The 16,273-nt window shown below is 73.8% G+C and carries 17 protein-coding genes; 6 read left to right on the top strand and 11 right to left on the bottom strand.

The genetic code is table 11. From position 1 onward, the window contains the following. Positions 1-77: 77 nt before the first annotated feature. Positions 78-371 (bottom strand): co-chaperone GroES, encoded by a 294-nt coding sequence (gene groES, locus J3P41_RS10640; protein WP_210650268.1) that lies wholly within the window; start codon positions 369-371, stop codon positions 78-80. 212 nt (positions 372-583) lie between these two features. Here groES and J3P41_RS10635 point away from each other — a divergent pair, with 212 nt between their 5' ends. Beyond that, entirely contained in the window at positions 584-1,774 is a 1,191-nt protein-coding gene (locus J3P41_RS10635) for a class I SAM-dependent methyltransferase (protein ID WP_210650267.1), read from the top strand. On the opposite strand, the gene J3P41_RS10630 is transcribed toward J3P41_RS10635, so the two are convergent. After that, positions 1,771-3,528: a glycoside hydrolase family 3 protein gene (locus J3P41_RS10630; protein ID WP_210650266.1), complete on the bottom strand. Its 1,758-nt coding sequence runs from the start codon at positions 3,526-3,528 to the stop codon at positions 1,771-1,773. The genes J3P41_RS10635 and J3P41_RS10630 overlap by 4 nt on opposite strands. Positions 3,529-4,036: 508 nt before the next feature. Here J3P41_RS10630 and J3P41_RS10625 point away from each other — a divergent pair. Continuing rightward, positions 4,037-4,669, top strand: coding sequence for a helix-turn-helix domain-containing protein (locus J3P41_RS10625; RefSeq protein WP_210650265.1), 633 nt, complete (start codon positions 4,037-4,039; stop codon positions 4,667-4,669). A gap of 21 nt (positions 4,670-4,690) precedes the next feature. On the opposite strand, the gene J3P41_RS10620 is transcribed toward J3P41_RS10625, so the two are convergent. Together J3P41_RS10620 and J3P41_RS10615 are read right to left on the bottom strand one after the other, a co-directional pair. Beyond that, a complete protein-coding gene (locus J3P41_RS10620; protein WP_210650264.1) occupies positions 4,691-5,296 on the bottom strand; it encodes an MBL fold metallo-hydrolase in 606 nt (201 codons plus the stop codon). Beyond that, positions 5,293-6,411: an S-(hydroxymethyl)mycothiol dehydrogenase gene (locus tag J3P41_RS10615; RefSeq protein WP_210650263.1), complete on the bottom strand. Its 1,119-nt coding sequence runs from the start codon at positions 6,409-6,411 to the stop codon at positions 5,293-5,295. The genes J3P41_RS10620 and J3P41_RS10615 overlap by 4 nt, the downstream gene beginning before the upstream one ends. 122 nt (positions 6,412-6,533) lie before the next feature. On the opposite strand from J3P41_RS10615, the gene J3P41_RS10610 reads away from it, so the two are divergent. Together J3P41_RS10610 and J3P41_RS10605 are read left to right on the top strand one after the other, a co-directional pair. Beyond that, complete coding sequence (locus J3P41_RS10610) at positions 6,534-7,088, top strand: SigE family RNA polymerase sigma factor (protein ID WP_246861930.1); 555 nt, start codon at positions 6,534-6,536, stop codon at positions 7,086-7,088. Beyond that, positions 7,085-8,302 carry a hypothetical protein gene (locus tag J3P41_RS10605; RefSeq protein WP_210650262.1) on the top strand — a complete coding sequence of 406 codons (1,218 nt, stop codon included), beginning with the start codon at positions 7,085-7,087 and terminating at the stop codon, positions 8,300-8,302. The genes J3P41_RS10610 and J3P41_RS10605 overlap by 4 nt, the downstream gene beginning before the upstream one ends. On the opposite strand, the gene J3P41_RS10600 is transcribed toward J3P41_RS10605, so the two are convergent. Beyond that, positions 8,299-8,922, bottom strand: coding sequence for a hypothetical protein (locus J3P41_RS10600; RefSeq protein WP_210650261.1), 624 nt, complete (start codon positions 8,920-8,922; stop codon positions 8,299-8,301). The genes J3P41_RS10605 and J3P41_RS10600 overlap by 4 nt on opposite strands. Before the next feature lie 93 nt (positions 8,923-9,015). Here J3P41_RS10600 and J3P41_RS10595 point away from each other — a divergent pair, with 93 nt between their 5' ends. Further along, positions 9,016-9,423 carry a hypothetical protein gene (locus tag J3P41_RS10595; RefSeq protein WP_210650260.1) on the top strand — a complete coding sequence of 136 codons (408 nt, stop codon included), beginning with the start codon at positions 9,016-9,018 and terminating at the stop codon, positions 9,421-9,423. A 3-nt stretch (positions 9,424-9,426) separates the two neighbouring features. Next, positions 9,427-10,929, top strand: coding sequence for a hypothetical protein (locus tag J3P41_RS10590; RefSeq protein ID WP_210650259.1), 1,503 nt, complete (start codon positions 9,427-9,429; stop codon positions 10,927-10,929). A 67-nt stretch (positions 10,930-10,996) separates the two neighbouring features. Here the strand turns inward: J3P41_RS10590 and tsaD are convergent, their stop codons facing one another. From tsaD to alr, 6 genes are read right to left on the bottom strand one after another with little or no spacing between them, the layout of a single operon-like run. Next, positions 10,997-12,043, bottom strand: coding sequence for a tRNA (adenosine(37)-N6)-threonylcarbamoyltransferase complex transferase subunit TsaD (gene tsaD / locus J3P41_RS10585; RefSeq protein ID WP_210650258.1), 1,047 nt, complete (start codon positions 12,041-12,043; stop codon positions 10,997-10,999). Next, positions 12,036-12,491, bottom strand: coding sequence for a GNAT family N-acetyltransferase (locus J3P41_RS10580; protein WP_210650257.1), 456 nt, complete (start codon positions 12,489-12,491; stop codon positions 12,036-12,038). Before J3P41_RS10580 ends, tsaD begins: the two co-directional genes overlap by 8 nt. Beyond that, the gene (tsaB, locus tag J3P41_RS10575) at positions 12,488-13,126 is read right to left on the bottom strand and encodes a tRNA (adenosine(37)-N6)-threonylcarbamoyltransferase complex dimerization subunit type 1 TsaB (RefSeq protein ID WP_210650256.1); all 639 of its coding nucleotides are present in this window, start codon (positions 13,124-13,126) and stop codon (positions 12,488-12,490) included. The genes J3P41_RS10580 and tsaB overlap by 4 nt, the downstream gene beginning before the upstream one ends. A 10-nt stretch (positions 13,127-13,136) precedes the next feature. Next, positions 13,137-14,027, bottom strand: coding sequence for a tRNA (adenosine(37)-N6)-threonylcarbamoyltransferase complex ATPase subunit type 1 TsaE (tsaE, locus tag J3P41_RS10570; protein ID WP_210650255.1), 891 nt, complete (start codon positions 14,025-14,027; stop codon positions 13,137-13,139). Next, positions 14,024-15,088, bottom strand: a complete 1,065-nt coding sequence (locus J3P41_RS10565; RefSeq protein WP_210650254.1) for an alpha/beta fold hydrolase — start codon at positions 15,086-15,088, stop codon at positions 14,024-14,026. Before J3P41_RS10565 ends, tsaE begins: the two co-directional genes overlap by 4 nt. After that, the gene (gene alr, locus J3P41_RS10560; RefSeq protein WP_210650253.1) at positions 15,085-16,266 is read right to left on the bottom strand and encodes an alanine racemase; all 1,182 of its coding nucleotides are present in this window, start codon (positions 16,264-16,266) and stop codon (positions 15,085-15,087) included. The genes J3P41_RS10565 and alr overlap by 4 nt, the downstream gene beginning before the upstream one ends. Between the last annotated feature and the right edge of the window lie 7 nt (positions 16,267-16,273).

Raw genomic sequence — 16,273 nt, 5'->3', positions numbered from 1 at the left:
TGTGCTCCTAGGAAAGGTTCATGGCCGGACGTGCACGGATCCCGGCTGGCGATCCGCCAGCCGGGATGCCAGGTGCGTCAGGAGACGACGGCGAGGACGTCACGGGCGGACAGGATGAGGTACTCCTCGCCCGCGTACTTGACCTCGGTGCCGCCGTACTTGCTGTAGATGACCTTGTCACCCACCGCGACGTCGATCGGGACGCGCTGGCCGTTGTCGTCGACACGACCGGGGCCGATCGCGATGACCTCGCCCTCCTGGGGCTTCTCCTTCGCGGTGTCCGGGATGACCAGGCCGGAGGCGGTGGTCTGCTCGGCTTCGAGCGTCTGGACGACGATGCGGTCCTCGAGGGGCTTGATGTTGACCGACACTTCGGATCAACCTCCACTTTCTCTGCACGAGATTCTTCAGGAGCCGGGGCTCCCAGGACGTGGGCCCGGGACTGGCCGGCACGCCGTCGCGGGGATCGAGCCGGGGTCACGAGCATTGACACTCTCGGGTCGAGAGTGCCAGATCAGACGCTAGCACTCTCCCAGAGGGAGTGCTAGCACAGGTGCTGCGGCCGGGCTGACAGGATGCGTGGGTGGAGATCGAGACGCTGGCCTGGTTGCGCACCACCGAGGGCGGCCGCCTGCTCGCGCACGCCGAGCAGGCCTGGGCCGAGCACGCCGGCGACCCGGTGCGCGTCGCCGGCGCCGTACGACGCGTCGAGCCGGACCCGGAGAAGGCCGCCGCCGCCACCACGCAGGCGCAGCTGCGCGCCAAGGCCGTGGCCAAGTTCGGCGATGCCGCGCGGCTGATGTTCTTCACCCCCGACGCCCTGGAGCAGGCGACCCGCACGCGGGTCGCCGACCACCGGGCCGCGCGCCTGGCGGCCGCCGTGCCGGGAGGCAGCGTCCTGGACCTGGGCTGCGGGATCGGTGGCGACCTGCTCGCGTTCGCGCGGGCGGGGCTCGTCAGTGCCGGCATCGACCTCGACCCGGTGCGCGTCGCAATGGCGCGCGCGAACCTCGAGGTCCTCGGTCTGCCGGGCGCCGTTCAGGTCGGCGACGCGACGTCCGTCGACGTCAGGGGCTTCGACGCGGCCTTCGCCGATCCGGCGCGCCGCGGCGGGCGGGGCCGCGTCTTCGACGTCGAGGGGTGGACCCCGCCGTGGCCGTGGGTGCTGGACCTGCTCACCGGGCGCTCGCTGGTCAAGGTCGCGCCCGGCATCGGCCACGACCTGGTCCCCGCCGGGTGCGAGGCGGAGTGGGTCAGCGACGGCGGGGACGTCAAGGAGGCGGTGCTCTGGTCGCGGAGCCTGTCGACCACCCACCGCCGCGCGACCGTCATCGCCGACCACGGGCTCGCCACGCTCACCGAGGACGACGCACCGCCACCCGGAGCGGTCGGCGCCGACGTGCGCGACGTCGGCGCGTATCTCTACGAACCGGACGGGGCGGTCATCCGGGCCGGCCTGGTGACGGCCGTCGCCGCCGGCGTGGAGGGCGGGCTGGTCGACCCCCACATCGCCTACGTCACCAGCGACCAGGCGTTCCGTACGCCGTTCGCCCGCGGCTACCGGGTCGTCGAGCACCTCCCCTATCGCGAGAAGCAGCTGAAGGCGGCCCTGCACGAGCGCCGGATCGGCCGGCTGACGATCAAGAAGCGCGGCGTCCAGGTGGTGCCGGAGGAGCTGCGCAAGCGACTGGCGCTCAAGGGTGACGAGGAGGCCACGCTCGTGCTCACCCGCGTCGCGGGGCACGGCACGGCCCTGCTGGTCGAGCCGTTCTAGCCGCAGCCGGTGCGGGACACGCCCGCGACCTTGACCGGCAGCCGCCCCGGTGCGGGCGACTCGCCGAGCAGCACCTGCACCAGCACCTCCATCGCGGCCGGGGTGTCCCCGTACGTCGCGATGCGGGTGGGCGCGCTCACCCGGCCGAGCACCCAAGGGCTGTCCGTGGCGACGGCGACCGCGCCGTCCACGGGGGCGTCGCGATAGCCGGTGAACCCGACGGCCGTGCCGGCGGCCAGGCGGGCCTCCTCGCGGTCCGACCAGGCATCGAGGCGTCGTACGCGCGCCGCCTCGGCCTGCCTCCAGGCACGCAGGCGCCTCTCGTACGCCGGCTTGCGCTCGCGCGGTCTCCGCACCGGCTTGGGTCGCGCGTCGGTGAGCGCCGCCGGCGCCGTCCGGCGCTGCAGGACGGTGATGCCGGCACCCTGCGCCGCGGCGATGAAGGTGCCGACCGCACTGGCGTCGCCGTAGGGGTGCACGGCGTCTCCCACCAGCCGGCCTGAGCACGGCCCGTCCGTGACGGTGATCGCGGCGGCCGAGAGCCGCCGAGAGGCATCCCGGGCGGATCCGGCCCTGCCCCTCGTGTCGCCGAGGTGGGTCAGCAGGGCGATCTGCCGGGCCGCGGCCTGCTCGAGGCGGCGCCGGGGAAGCGCACCGGCGCGCACCGCACGGACCAGCGCCGACCGGGCGAGCGCCGGGGACGGCGGCATCAGCAGGACGTCCGAGCCGGCGCGGATCGCCTGAACCGCCGTACGCCCCGGGTCGCGGCCGCGGGTCACGGCGGCCATCTCGAGAGAGTCGGTCACGACGAGGCCGCCGAAGCCGAGGTCGTCGCGGAGCAGCCCTGTGACCACGGCGCGCGACAGGGACGAGGGAACCTTCGGGTCGACGGCCCGTACGTCGAGGTGGCCGACCATCACCGCCGGCAGGCCTGCCTCGACGGCGCGGCGGAACGGCACGAGGTCGGAGGCCTCGAGCTGGTCCAGCGTCTTCGTCTGGACGGGCAGCGTGAGGTGGCTGTCGGCCGGGACCGACCCGTGGCCGGGGAAGTGCTTCACCACCGGCAGCACGCCGGCGGAGAAGAACCCGTCGGCCGCTGCGACGACCTGCTCGGCCACCGTCGCCGGCCTCGAGGAGGCCGAGCGCGACCCGATCGTCGGGTCGTCGGGGCCGGAGGTGACGTCGGCGTCGGGGGCGAAGTCGACGGTGAACCCGAGGCCGCGCAGCTCCGCCGCCCCCGCGGCGTAGGTCCGCTCGGTGAGCTCCGGGTCGTTCGCGGCTCCAGCGCTCATGAACGCCGGGAACCGGGTCGCCGCCTCGCGGAGCCGCTCGACCACACCGCCTTCCTGGTCGACGCCGATGAAGAGCGGCCAGCGGCGGCGCACCTGCCGCGTGAGGGCGGTCGTGACGGCTCTGACGTGGTCGGCGGAGACGACGTTGGAGTCGAACGCGATGACGCCGCCGAGGTGCAGGTCGCGCACCATGTCCACCGGGGCGCCGGTGCCGCGCCAGTCGGCGACGATCACCTGTCCGGCGAGCTCCGGCAGCGGCATCCTGCCGACGATCCGGGCGGCCCGGTCCAGCGCCGCCCGGTCGGGACCCCAGCCGACGGTGAGCCCGAGCCGCTCGGACGGCGTGGCAACGACCCTCGGCGAGCCGCTCGCGCCGGCTGCGCCCGGTCCGTCCTCGTCCTCTCCCCCGCCGTCGCCCGTGCAGGCACCCAGCGAGCAGACCAGCACCAGGGTCGCCAGCACCGCCCCACCGCGAAGCCACCTCCCGGTCGACGGGCCGGTCGATGGGCCGGTCGACGGGCGGGTCCGCGGGCCGGTCCGCGGGCCGGTCCGCTGCTGGTCCAACCTCCGCCCGAAGCGCATCAGGCCATGGTGGCACGAGCCGCGCCCAACGGTCTCGCGATGCCTGCGGAGGCAGCGCCTCCGCCGTAGCGGGTCTAGGGGTCCCATGACGTCCCGGATCGGCCGTCACACGTAGCGGCGCACAATTCCGGGCGTCGACCGCCGCACCCGCCCACTCTCGCGGCTGAGTCTCTGAGCGACTCAGCTCCCCCGCGCTCTCCGGACCGCGTCTGTCGCGGTTGAGTCCGTGAGCGACTCAGCCGCGACAGTGCGCGCCCGTCGGGGAGGGCGACGTCGCCGAATTTGGAGCTCGCGTCGACCGAGTCGCTGCCCCTGTGGACAAGGGCGCTCGGTTGTCGGTGCGTGGCGTTGGGATCGGAGGACGACACCGACGCACCGGGAGGGACAGATGGGCACGACCTCGAGATGGGTCCGCACGGAGGGGTGGAGCGAGGAGGAGCTGGAGTGGTTCTTGATGGGGCCCATGGACGGCGGCATACCGGGGCTCGTACGCCGGATCAGGCGGGTGCTCGACGTCTCTCAGCGCGGGCTGGCCGCGATCATGGACGTGTCCCAGTCGGTGGTGGCGCGGTGGGAGACGGGGCGTACGAGCCCGCGCGCCGACGTCCTGCACGAGCTCCTGCGGATCGCCGGGCTGCGGCCGGGCGTGCGCGACGCGGAGACCGGCGAGGAGGTCGAGCCGATGCGCAACGACGGGGCGCGGGACCGGGGCGGTCGTCGCTACCCGGCCCACGTCGACCTCGACGTCGTCGGCTGGTGGAGCCCGCGCGCTTCGGGGTCCACGGCGGACTTCGCGGCATGGCGTCGGCGATCGCGTGCGCGCCGCGACCCCGCGGTGCGGTTCCACACCTCGTACCGCCGCCTGCACCGCCTGCTCCACGGCACACCCGTCGACCATCCGTCGCTCGCCCAGCTGGTGGCCGAGGCGGTGCACCTCGACGAGGTCAGGGAGCAACGCCGGCGCGACGCCCTGAAGGCGCTGCCCGGATTCCGACCGCCGCCCGGCTGGCTGACGGCCTGACGCGGCGCTCCGCCGCCGCGGCTACACGTTGGCGCGCTCGGCGGCGATCGTCGTGTCCGGACCGTGCCCGGTGTGCACGACCGTCTCGTCCGGCAGCTCGAGCAGGCGGGCCCGGATCGAGTCCCTGATCAGGTCGGCGTCGCTGTAGGAGCGCCCCGTCGCTCCCGGTCCACCCTCGAACAGGGTGTCGCCGGTGAAGACGCAGCCGAGTTCCTCCACGTAGAGGCAGACCGCTCCGGGCGCGTGGCCCGGCGTGTGGATCACGGTCACGGCCGTCCCGGCGATGGTGAGCACCTGCCCGTCGGAGAGGTCGACGTCCCACAGCTCGTCGGTGTGGGTCAGCTCCCACAGGGGCCGGTCGTCGGGGTGCAGCAGGATCGGCGCGCCGACGCGACGGCGCAGCTCGGGCGCGACGCGGACGTGGTCGTCGTGGGCGTGGGTGCACACGATCGCCCTCACCGTCCTTCCTGCGACGAGCTCAAGGATCGCGTCGACGTCGTGCGGGGCGTCGACGACCAGGCACTGCTCGTCGTCGCCGATGACCCAGACGTTGTTGTCGACCTGGTGCGTCTCACCGTCGAGGCTGAACGTCCCGGAGACGACGGCGTGGTCGACCCGGGCGCTCACAGGACCACCACCGAGCGCAGGACCGAGCCCTCGTGCATCTTCGCGAACGCGGCCTCGACGTCGCCGATGCCGATCTCCTCGGTCACGAACGCATCGAGGTCGAGCCGTCCCTGCCGGTAGAGGTCGACCAGCATCGGGAAGTCGCGCGAGGGCAGACAGTCGCCGTACCAGGACGACTTGAGCGAGCCGCCGCGTCCGAACACGTCGATCAGGGGGATGTCGGGCACCTTCATGTCCGGAGTCGGTACGCCGACCAGGACGACGGTGCCGGCCAGGTCGCGCGCGTAGAACGCCTGCTGCCACGTCTCAGGGCGCCCCACCGCGTCGATGACCACGTCGGCACCTCCCTCGTGGCCCGTCCCGTCCGCGGGCGGGGTCAGCTCGCGGATCGCGGCGACCGGGTCGGTCTGGCGGGAGTTGACCGTGTGCGTGGCGCCCATCCGCCGGGCGGTCTCCAGCTTGCGGTCGTCGATGTCGACGGCGATGACCCGGGCCGCGCCCGCCAGCACGGAGCCGGCGATCGCCGCCGCGCCGACGCCGCCACACCCGATCACCGCGACGGTGCTGCCACGACCGACGTTGCCGGTGTTGATCGCGGCGCCCAGGCCGGCCATCACGCCGCACCCGAGCAGCCCCACCGCCGCGGCGCGTGCCGAGGCGTCGACCTTGGTGCACTGCCCGGCGGCCACGAGCGTCTTCTCGGCGAACGCGCCGATGCCGAGCGCCGGAGAGAGCTCCGTGCCCGCCAGGTCGCCCTCGGCCAGCGTCATCTTCTGGGTGGCGTTGTGCGTGGCGAAGCAGTACCACGGCTCGCCGCGCTTGCAGGCGCGACAGTCCCCGCACACCGCGCGCCAGTTCAGCACGACGAAGTCACCGGGCACGAGCCCGGTCACGTCCGGTCCCACCGACTCCACGACGCCGGCCGCCTCGTGACCGAGCAGGAAGGGGAACTCGTCGTTGATCCAGCCCTCGCGGTAGTGCAGGTCGGTGTGGCAGACGCCGCAGGCCTGCACCTGCACCACCGCCTCGCCCGGCCCGGGGTCCGGGACGTTGATGGTGGTGAGCTGCACCGGCTCGCCCTGGGCGAGCGCGACGACCGCCTTGACCTGCTGCATCCGTGCCTCCTGTACGTCGGTTGCGGCGAGCCTTGCAACGTCGTCCAGCTCGATGCAACCCCCCGGCAGGCGTGCGCGTCCTCACCCCGACACGCCATCGAGGAGACGAAGGAGGGCGGAGGATGACCGCGACACTCGTCGACATGCGAACGCAGGACCGACGAGCCGACAAGGACGCCGACTTCTCGGCGTACATGTCCGCGCGCCAGCCCGCCCTCTACCGGACCGCCTACCTGCTCGCCGGCGACCACGCCGGCGCCGAGGACCTGCTGCAGAACGCCTTCGCGAAGCTCTACCTGTCGTGGGACCGGATCCGCGACCACGAGGCCATCGACGGCTACGTCCGCCGGATCATGGTGAACGAGCACAACTCGCTGTGGCGCCGCGCGTGGAAGCGTCGTGAGCACACCACCGACACCATGCCGGAGACCGGCACCGTCGACACCTACGACGACGGCACGGGCGGAGCTCTCTGGGCCTACGTCTCGACGCTGCCGCCGCGCCAGCGTTCGGTCATCGTGCTGCGCTACTACGAGCAGCTCAGCGAGGCCGAGATCGCCGACGTGCTGGGCATCTCGGTCGGCACGGTGAAGTCCCAGGCCAGCCGCGCCCTCGCGGGCCTGCGCGCACGCGCGCCTCGATCACTCGACCCTTCTGAGTCCGGAGAGCCCCGATGACCCACACTCCCCTCGAGGACCAGGTCCGCGACGCCCTGCACCGCCGGGTCGACCCGCTGCACCACCCGCCGCTGACCGTGGACGACGTCCGCCGGCGCGCGGGCCGCATCCAGCGCCGCCGCACCGCCGTCGCGGGCGCCGCCGTCGCGGCCGCCCTCGCCGTCGTCGGCTCCGTCGGCCTCGCGATCACCGGTCCCGCCCAGCGCAGCGACGTCCCGCCGGCCACGCAGTCCCCTGTGCCCGCCCCCGCGGGTCCGGTGCTCATCGACACGCGCAGCGCTCCGGTGACCGACTCCCTCGGCGTCGCGCTGCTCGACGTGGACACCCCCAGCCTGATCGCCGGCGGCGAGGTCACGCCGCTGCCGGAGAGATACGACCAGCTCACCCCCTACCTCGCCGGCTGGCTCGCGGTGGTCAACGTCGAGGGCGCGCGCACCGTCCGAGTCCTCGACGACCGGTTCGAGGTCCTCGACGAGCGCGGTCCCACCAGTGCGCTCAGCGTCTCGCCGGACGGCTCGCGGATCGCCTGGGCCGAGCGCGACGGCACCCGCTGGGCCGTCGTCGACGCCGACCGCGACGGCGCCCGCGAGGAGCGGCGTACGGCCGTGCCCGCCGGGCCGGTGGGCGCCGACGTCCGGGTGGTCGGGTTCCTGCCCGACGACGGGCTCGTCGTGGCCCGGACCGATCCGGCGACCGGCGAGGAGACGACGCTCGTGCTGGGCGCCGACGGCAGCACGAGTCCTCTTCCAGGCTTTCTCCGGCCCGAGGCGTCGTCCGCGGCCACCGGCCAGGTGGCCGGGCAGACCAGCGTCAGCGGCGACGGCTCGTGCTGGCAGGTGAGCGACGCGGCGACCGGCGACGTCGCCTGGCGGACGTGCGAGCACTCGCTCGGCGCGTTCAGCCCCGACGGACGGCACGTCGCCGCGTTCGCCAGCTACCTCGACGGCGGCAACGGATCCCCGACCGTGTCCCTCCTCGACGCGGCGACGGGCGAGCCGGTGGTCGACTTCGAGATGGCCGGCGCCCGGCGCAGCATCGTGATGATCGATCCGGAGGTGGCGTGGGAGGACGAGGAGACGGTGGTCGCCACGATGGTCAGCAACAACCAGCAGTACGTCGTACGCCTCGGTCTCGACGGGACCGTCGAGCGGCTGAGCGCCCCGGCGACCACCGTCGAGCCGGGAGCAGTGGCGCTCAAGCTGGCCGCGAGCTAGGCGAAGGTCGGCTCGAAGCTGGCGAGGATGCTGTCGATGACCTCCTGGCGCTCCTGCTCGTCCAGCGGTCGCGGCTCGCCCTGCTCGTAGAAGCTGATGTGGATGGTCCACGACCCGTCGAGGAACATCACGCCGAAGACGTGCCCCTCCTCCGTGGGGTCGCTGCGGTCGAGCATGTGCCAGGCGTTGTACTCACCGCCGACGACCACGTCCTCGACGCGCTCGAGCCGGTTGCCGTCGGTGGCGACCCGCTTGTACTGCCGGGCGAAGGCGTCGAGGGACGGGGCGTCGGTGTAGCCGGGGAGGAAGGACAGCGCGCTCTGGTCGTCGCGGTAGCCCTGGAGCACGCCGAAGTCCGAGACCCGCCTGTACGTCTTCAGGCCGCGGATGGTGGCGCCCTCCGTGCGGATCAGCGGCCCGTCGGCCGGCTCCGCCGTCGGCGGCGGACTCGGCACCTCGACCGACGGCGACGGGGAGCCGGACGCAGTGGTCGAGGTCTCGCCGCCGGACGGGCCCTCGGCACCCGCGTCGTCGGAGCCCGACCCGCACCCGGTCAGGAGCAGCAGGAGGACGGCTCCGGCGACGGTCGGAGCACGGCGCAGCGACATCCGAGAAGTCATGGCGCGAGCCTAGTCACCTCCGTTCGCGGTGCATCTCGCACATCGTGCGCCTAGGGTGGTTTTGACGGTGGACCAAGGGGGAAAGGACACACCATGCTGCCGCTTGAAGACCGGGAACTGCTCAACCAGACCATGGTGGGCCTCAACATCGACCCGGACACGATCGCCTCGTTGATGACGTCGTTCGACCACGCAGCCGAGGGGCTCGAGGCCGACCCGATCACACCGGTGCCCACGACATCGTTCGGTGAGTCCTACACCGGCGGCTACCGGCTGGGCACCAACGTGGAGATGGCCCACACGGCCGTCGCCGAGGAGCTCAAGAAGATGGTCGCCGGCCTCCGCGGGATGGGGACCTCGGTCGAGGCCTTCAGCCAGGACATGGAGCGCACCACCGAGCAGACCGCCGCGACCATGAACCTCATCGAGGCCTCCACGGCGTGCGTCGCGGCACCCACGTTCAACGACAGCTCCTGCCAGCTGCCGACCGAGGAGAACTGAGACATGACCAAGGGACCCAACCGGCTCCTGCTCGACCAGTACCTCGACACGGCGAGCCCGGGGCAGCTCAAGGGTGCGGGCGCCGACTGGAAGAAGAAGGCCGAGGACCTCGACAAGCTGAGCGCAGCGCTCAAGACGGCCGCCGAGCAGGCCGAGCTCCGCATCGGCGAGCAGACGCTCACCGGTCCGGCGCTGCGCAAGAGCATGGAGGAGTCCGCCGCCTCGCTGGCCACGAAGTCGCAGCAGCTGCACGCGGCCGGCGAGGCCCTCACGCAGGTCGGCCAGCAGCTCGCCGACGCGCGCGAGAGCCGCGACGCCCTCGCCGACCTCGGTCCCAAGCCCGCTCCCTACTCGGCTCCTCCCGGCACCCCCGGCGTGCCGCCCACCAAGGAGGACCTGGAGGCCCAGGCGGCCGCCTCGCAGGCGCGCGCCAAGGAGCGCAGCGACTGGCAGGACGCCTACAACCAGCAGGAGGCCAAGGCCCTCGCGCTGACCAAGGAGATGGACGCGGCGTTCCTCGGCGCGATCCCGCCGATGAAGGAGATCCACGGCCAGCAGGACCCGACCGAGCCGCCGCCGAACGTCCCCGGCGGACCGGGCGGTCCCTACCTGCCCGGCACCCAGGCTCCGCCCGTCACCGGCGGCGGTGGCAACGGCGGTGGCAACGACGGCGGCAACGGCAACGGAGGCAACGGGAACGGCAACGGCAACGGCAACGGCAACGGCAACGGCAACCAGAACCCCACCCCGACCCCCACTCCCAACCCGAACCCCAACCCGAACCCCAACCCGAACCCGAACCCGAACCCGAACCCGAACCCGAACCCGATTCCCAACCCGAACCCCACCCCGCACGTCATCGCGCAGCCACCCACGACGACGATCGGGGGCAGCCCGGAAAGCGGCATCAGCTACCAGCCCACCGGCCCTCACGCCTCCGCGCCGACCGGTGTCGTGAGCAGCGGCCCAGCCACGTCCGGGATCTCGCCGGCCGCGCTCGGTGTGGCGGGCGCCGCGGGCGGAGCGGGCGCCCTGAGCGGCGCCGTACGTCCCGGTTCGGTCGCCGCCTCGTCCGCGGGTGCGACCCCCGCCCGCGCGATCGGCGCGACGGGACGCAGCGCCACCGCGGGTGCCCTGTCCCGCCCGACGGCGGCCTCCGGCTCGACGGCCGCGCGGGCTGCGACCGCGGCCGGCAGCCCCACCTCCCGCGCCGCCGGATCCGCGGCGTCCCGCGCCGCGGGCTCGGCCGCAGGTCGCGGCGCGGCGAGCGGCAGTACGTCGGGGCGCGGGTCCGCGGGCGGTCGCGGTGCGGCCGCCGGCTCCAGCGCTGGCTCGCGCTCGGCTGGCCGCGGCACGAGCGGTGCGCGCAGTGCCGGCGCAGGTGCCGGCGCCACCGGCGCTCGGGGCAGCCGCAAGGGCGAGCGCGAGGCAGGTCAGCGCGACAGCCTGGTCTACGACCAGGACTGGCTCGGCGACGACGACGTCGCCCCCGGCGTCCTCGACTGAGGCCGCCGCACCCGGCTCCGCATGACGGAGGCCCCCGCTCCGGCGGGGGCCTTCGTCGTCCGACAGCTCAGGCCACGACGGTGGTGATCGGCTGCGAGGAGTCCGCCGGCAGGTCGAGCAGGGAGGGCGTACGGCCTCGCGCGACGAGCTCGGCACCCAGTGCGGCGACCATGGCACCGTTGTCCGTGCACAGGCCCGGCCGGGGCACCCGCACCCGGATCCCGGCTGCCGCGGCCCGCTCCTCGGCCATCGCGCGCAGCCGGCTGTTGGCGGCGACGCCACCGCCGATGAGGATGTCCTCGATGCCCCGGCTCGAGGCGGCGTCGACGGCCTTGCGGGTCAGCACGTCGCACACCGCCTCCTGGAAGGAGGCGGCCACGTCGGCCACGTCGATGCTGGCGCCCTCGCGCTGCTGGGTCTCCACCCAGCGCGCGACGGCCGTCTTGAGGCCGGAGAAGGAGAAGTCGAAGCGGTGCCGCTCGAGGTCGCGGCGGCTGGTGAGCCCGCGCGGGAAGTCGATGGCCACGCTGTTGCCGCTGCGGGCTGCGCGGTCGATGTGGGGGCCGCCGGGGAAGGGCAGGCCGAGCAGCCGGGCGACCTTGTCGAAGGCCTCGCCCGCCGCGTCGTCGATGGTCGAGCCCATCGGCTCGACGCCCACCGTCACGTCGGTGACCTCGAGCAGGCTGGAGTGCCCACCGGAGACCAGCATCGCCAGGCACGGCTCCGGCAGCGGGCCGTGCTCGAGCTGGTCGACCGCGACGTGGGCGGCGAGGTGGTTGACGCCGTAGATCGGCTTGCCGAGCCCCAGCGCGAGCGCCTTGGCGCTCGCCACGCCGACCAGCAGCGCGCCGGCGAGCCCCGGCCCGCTGGTGACCGCCACCGCGTCGATGTCGGTCAGCGAGATCCCGGCGGTCTCGGCGGCCCGTTCGATGGTGGGGACCATGGCCTCGAGGTGGGCGCGGCTGGCGACTTCGGGCACCACCCCGCCGAAGCGCGCGTGCTCCTCGACGCTGCTCGCGACGGTGTCGGCCAGCAGCGTGTGGCCGCGCACGATCCCGACGCCGGTCTCGTCGCATGAGGTCTCGATGCCGAGGACCAGGGGCTCGTCAGTCATGGGCGGTCGCCGTGTCCTGCCGCGCGGCACCGGGCAGCCAGCGGCACATGACCAGCGCCTCGGACCCGTCGCGGTAGTAGTGCGGACGCACGTCGATCACGCTGAACTGCCGAGCGACGTAGAACCGGAGCGCCGCCGCGTTGGTCACGCTCACCTCGAGCAGCATGCGCGAGGCGTGCTCGGTGTCGACGAGCAGCTCGTCGAGCAGCCGCGACGCGATGCCGGTGCGCCGTGCGTCGGGACGTACGCCGATGCGCAGCAGGTCGACGATGTCGCCGCCCGTCATCGTCACGGCGTAGCCGGAGAGGTCGTCGGCCACGACGAAGCGCCGTCCCGGGCCCTCGATCTCCTGGCGGATCAGCGCCTCGCTCCAGGCGTCGGGGCCGAAGAGCTCCTGCTCCAGCGCGACAAGGGCCGGCAGGTCGGCCAGGGAGGCGGGACGGATCACGACACGGGCTTTCTGGGTGCGCCGGCGACCGCGTCGGGACGCCGCAGGTAGAGGGGCTCGGGGTCCAGCAAGTCTACGAGCTCCGAGCTCACCCCCGCCGCCAGCCAGCCGGCGCCCGGCCGGCTCGGCGTGATCGCGTGCGGAAAGGCCTCGGGGTACAGCGCGGGGCCCGCGCCGGCGACCGGGGCGTCGGTGGCCACCTCGGCGGGCCGGGTGACGACCGGACCCTCGAGCCGCCGGCCGTCGGCGTCGTAGGAGGCGAGGTAGACCTCCTTGCGCCGCGCGTCGGTGGCCACCAGGTAGCTGCCCGGCGCCGCGCCGGTGCCGACGACCTCGAGGGCGATCACGTCGAGGGAGCAGACCCCGTAGACCGGGACGTCCAGCACGAAGCCCAGCGTCCGCGCGGTCACGACACCGACGCGCAGCCCGGTGAAGGGACCGGGGCCGACGCCGACCGCGATGGCGGTGAGGTCCTGCCGCACCGCTCCCGCCTCGTCGAGGGCGCGCTCGATGAGCGGCGCGAGGTGCTCGCCGTGCTTCATCGGCTGCTCGGAGGAGAGCTCGACGAGCACCCGCTCGCCGTCGTGGAGGGCGACGGTCACGAGCGGGGTCGCGGTGTCGAAGGCGAGGAGCACGGCGTCGAGGCTACTGTCCGACGACCCAGCGCAGGGAAACCCGACGGGGATCGATCTCGTCGCCGTCGGGGCGGTCCCCGAGCCCACGCTCGATGACGACCTCCAGGCGCGCCTCGGCCAGGGCCTCGGCCAGCCCCGCACCCCACTCCACGACCGTGACCGCCGAGTCCAAGGACGCGTCCAGGTCGAGGTCGTCGAGCTCGTCGAGCCCCCCGAGCCGGTAGGCGTCGACGTGCACGAGGTCGGGTCCAGCGACCAGCGAGGGATGCACGCGCGCGATGACGAACGTCGGCGAGGTGACGCCCCCGCGCACCTGCAGGCCGGTGCCGAGACCCTGCGTGAAGGTGGTCTTGCCGGCGCCCAGCTCGCCGGTCAGCACCACGAGGTCGCCCGCCACCAGGGTGCGGCCGACCCGTTCGCCCAGGCCGCGCATGGTCTCGGCGTCCGGCGCCTCGAACGTCGTGGGCAGCTGCAGCGACAGCTCCACGCACGGGGGGACCCGCGCGGTCTCGACGAAGCCGTGGCGCTGCCAGAACGCGACGGTGGCCGGCAGCTCCTCGCGGGCGAGGACGACGATCGCCGAGCGCCCCACGGCTGCGTCGAGGGCGGCGTCCAGCAGCGCGGTGGCCACTCCCCCGCCCTGCGCGGCGGGCGTGACGCCGAAGCGTCGCAGCACGAGGGCGTCGCCGCGCACGTCGAGCACGGCACAGCCGACCGGCACGTCGTCCACGGTGGCCAGCAGGCCGCCGCGCACGCTCAGCAGCCGACGTACGGAGTCGAGGTCCTCGCCGAGCGCGTCCGCCGGCGGGTCGAGCGGGGGCCGGGCACCGAAGGACTCCCGCACCACGGCGAGCACCTCGGCGGCCGCGTCGGGTCCGACCCGGCGTACGACGACGCTCACGGCAGCCCCTGCCCCTGCGCGAGGGAGAGGAGGTCGTCGAGCTCGGCGGTGACCTCCTTGTGCCGCTCGAGCAGCACCATGTGGCCGGCCCCCTCGCACTCGAGGAGGCTGGAGCCGGGGATGCGGCTGTGCAGCTCGCGGCTGTGCGAGACCGAGGTGATCTTGTCGGCGGTCCCGCAGATCACCGAGGTCGGGACCCGTCCCAGCGGCTCGAGGTGGTCGGCGTGGTCCAGCGTCGCGAACGCCGGGTAGAAGTCGGCCACGACCGCGAACGGCGTCGCGGCGAGCATCGAGTAGACGAACTCCACGTGGGAGGCCGGCACGTCGTCGCCGAAGGCGTAGCGGTCGGTGAGCACGTCGGCCACCGCGTGCCCCCACGAGCGGGCCAGGTCGACGACCCGGTGGCCGAGGTCGAGGGTGCGGACCGCGCGCGCCATGAACCGGCCGCCCATGCCGAGCGGCAGCATCGGGAACAGGACCCGACCCGGGTCCAGCCCGCCTGCGGAGGTGGAGATCAGGGCCGCGCCAACGACCGTGTCGCCGAACAGCTCCGGGTGGTGCTGGGCCAGCGACATGACGCTCATCCCGCCCATCGAGTGGCCGATCACGACGCACCGGCCCGGGACGGTGTCCTCGATGACGCGGCGCAGGTCGTGGCCCAGCTGCTCGATGGTGCACCGCTCCTCGCTGGAGCGGGGCGAGCGGCCGTGGCTGCGCTGGTCGTAGAAGACGGTGCGCACCTGGCCGCGGTAGGCCGCGCGCTGGAAGTGCCAGCAGTCCAGGTTGAGTGCGTAGCCGTGCACGAAGACGACGGTGAGGTCGTCCTCGGTGGCGGGGACGCCCCCGAAGTCCTCCGGCTCGTCGATCTCCACGTGGAGGTCCAGCGCGTCGTCGGTGACGACCACCCGGGCGGGGCTGCGCAGCTCGCCGAAGGCCACCAGCTCGCCGGCCACACGGTGCCCGATGACCCGGTTCTGGCGCGCGATGCCCACCGCGCCGGCGGCGGCAACCAGCCCGGCTGCGCCGACGACGGTCCCGAAGATGCGGCCCTTGACGCTCACCGCACATCACCTCCGGTCGTCGCCTCGCTGGTGGTGGAGGTGGCGTCGGTGTCGCTGTCGACGTGGCGCCGCACCAGGCGGCCGCCGAGGCGGGTCACGACCTCGTAGCTGATGGTGCCCACGGCCTCGGCCCAGTCCTGCGCCGTGGGCTCGCCGCGGTCGCCGGGGCCGAGGAGGACCACCTCGGTGCCGGGGGCCGGCAGCTCGCCGTGCAGGTCGACCACCAGCTGGTCCATGCAGACGCGTCCGCGCACCGGGCGGAGGGAGTCCTCGACCCAGACCGAGGCGGTGTTGCCCGCCGCCCGCGGGATGCCGTCCGCGTAGCCGAGGGGGACGACGCCGACCGTCGTGTCGCGCTCGGCGTGCCAGGTGTGGCCGTAGGAGACGCCGTCGCCCGCGGCGACCGGCTTGCTCATGACCAGCCGCGCGCGCACGGTCATCGCCGGCCGCAGCCCGAGCCGCGGCGTGACGCCCGGAGCGGGGTCCAGGCCGTAGGCCGCGATCCCGCAGCGCACCAGGTCGAACCGGGACGACGGCCGCAGGATCGCCGCCGCCGAGTTGGCCAGGTGGGCGAGGTCCGGGCGCAGGCCCGCCTGCTCGGCGAGGGCCAACGCCTCGCGGAAGGCCGCCTCCTGCTGGTCGTTGGCGGGGTGCGCCGGCTCGTCGCTCGCCGCGAAGTGCGACCAGACGCCGGTGACCCGCACCCGGCCGGCGGACTCGTGCGCGGCAGCGGCGGCGAAGAACGTCTCCCACTCCGCGCGCACCGCACCACCGCGGGACAGGCCGGTGTCGACCTTGAGCTGCACCCGGGCCGGGCCGGCCGCGGCGATCGCGTCGAGCTCGGCGACCGTGTAGGCCGTCACCTCCACGTCCGCAGCCACCGCGGCCGCGAAGTCGTCGCCGGGGGCGCTGAGCCAGCACAGCAGCGGGCCGCGGTCGCCCGCGGCGCGCAGCGCGAGCGCCTCCTCGATGGTGGCCACGCCCAGCCAGTCCGCGCCGCCCGACCTGGCCGCGGCAGCTGCCTCCGCCATGCCGTGGCCGTAGCCGTCGGCCTTGACGACGGCCATCAGCCGCACCGGCCGTTCGGTGCTCACCAGGTCCTTGAGCAGCCGGACGTTGGCGCGGATGGCAGCGACGTCGACGACGATCTCGGCACGAGGCGGCACAAGATCGGGCATGGGACCG

Origin of the sequence: Nocardioides sp. SYSU D00065 (assembly GCF_017916425.1) — a bacterium.
Lineage (GTDB): Bacteria > Actinomycetota > Actinomycetes > Propionibacteriales > Nocardioidaceae > Nocardioides.
Note: the sequence above shows the minus strand (reverse complement) of the source record. Positions and strands in the feature narration are given on the sequence as shown.

Bases quoted from the DNA above. Each gene is read 5' to 3' on its own strand.
- J3P41_RS10590 (WP_210650259.1), top strand. From the start codon at position 9,427: ATGACCAAGGGACCCAACCGGCTCCTGCTCGACCAGTACCTCGACACG.
- J3P41_RS10610 (WP_246861930.1), top strand. From the start codon at position 6,534: ATGACCGCGACACTCGTCGACATGCGAACGCAGGACCGACGAGCCGAC.
- alr (WP_210650253.1), bottom strand. From the start codon at position 16,266: ATGCCCGATCTTGTGCCGCCTCGTGCCGAGATCGTCGTCGACGTCGCT.
- J3P41_RS10595 (WP_210650260.1), top strand. From the start codon at position 9,016: ATGCTGCCGCTTGAAGACCGGGAACTGCTCAACCAGACCATGGTGGGC.
- J3P41_RS10605 (WP_210650262.1), top strand. From the start codon at position 7,085: ATGACCCACACTCCCCTCGAGGACCAGGTCCGCGACGCCCTGCACCGC.
- J3P41_RS10600 (WP_210650261.1), bottom strand. From the start codon at position 8,922: ATGACTTCTCGGATGTCGCTGCGCCGTGCTCCGACCGTCGCCGGAGCC.
- J3P41_RS10625 (WP_210650265.1), top strand. From the start codon at position 4,037: ATGGGCACGACCTCGAGATGGGTCCGCACGGAGGGGTGGAGCGAGGAG.
- tsaD (WP_210650258.1), bottom strand. From the start codon at position 12,043: ATGACTGACGAGCCCCTGGTCCTCGGCATCGAGACCTCATGCGACGAG.
- J3P41_RS10615 (WP_210650263.1), bottom strand. From the start codon at position 6,411: ATGCAGCAGGTCAAGGCGGTCGTCGCGCTCGCCCAGGGCGAGCCGGTG.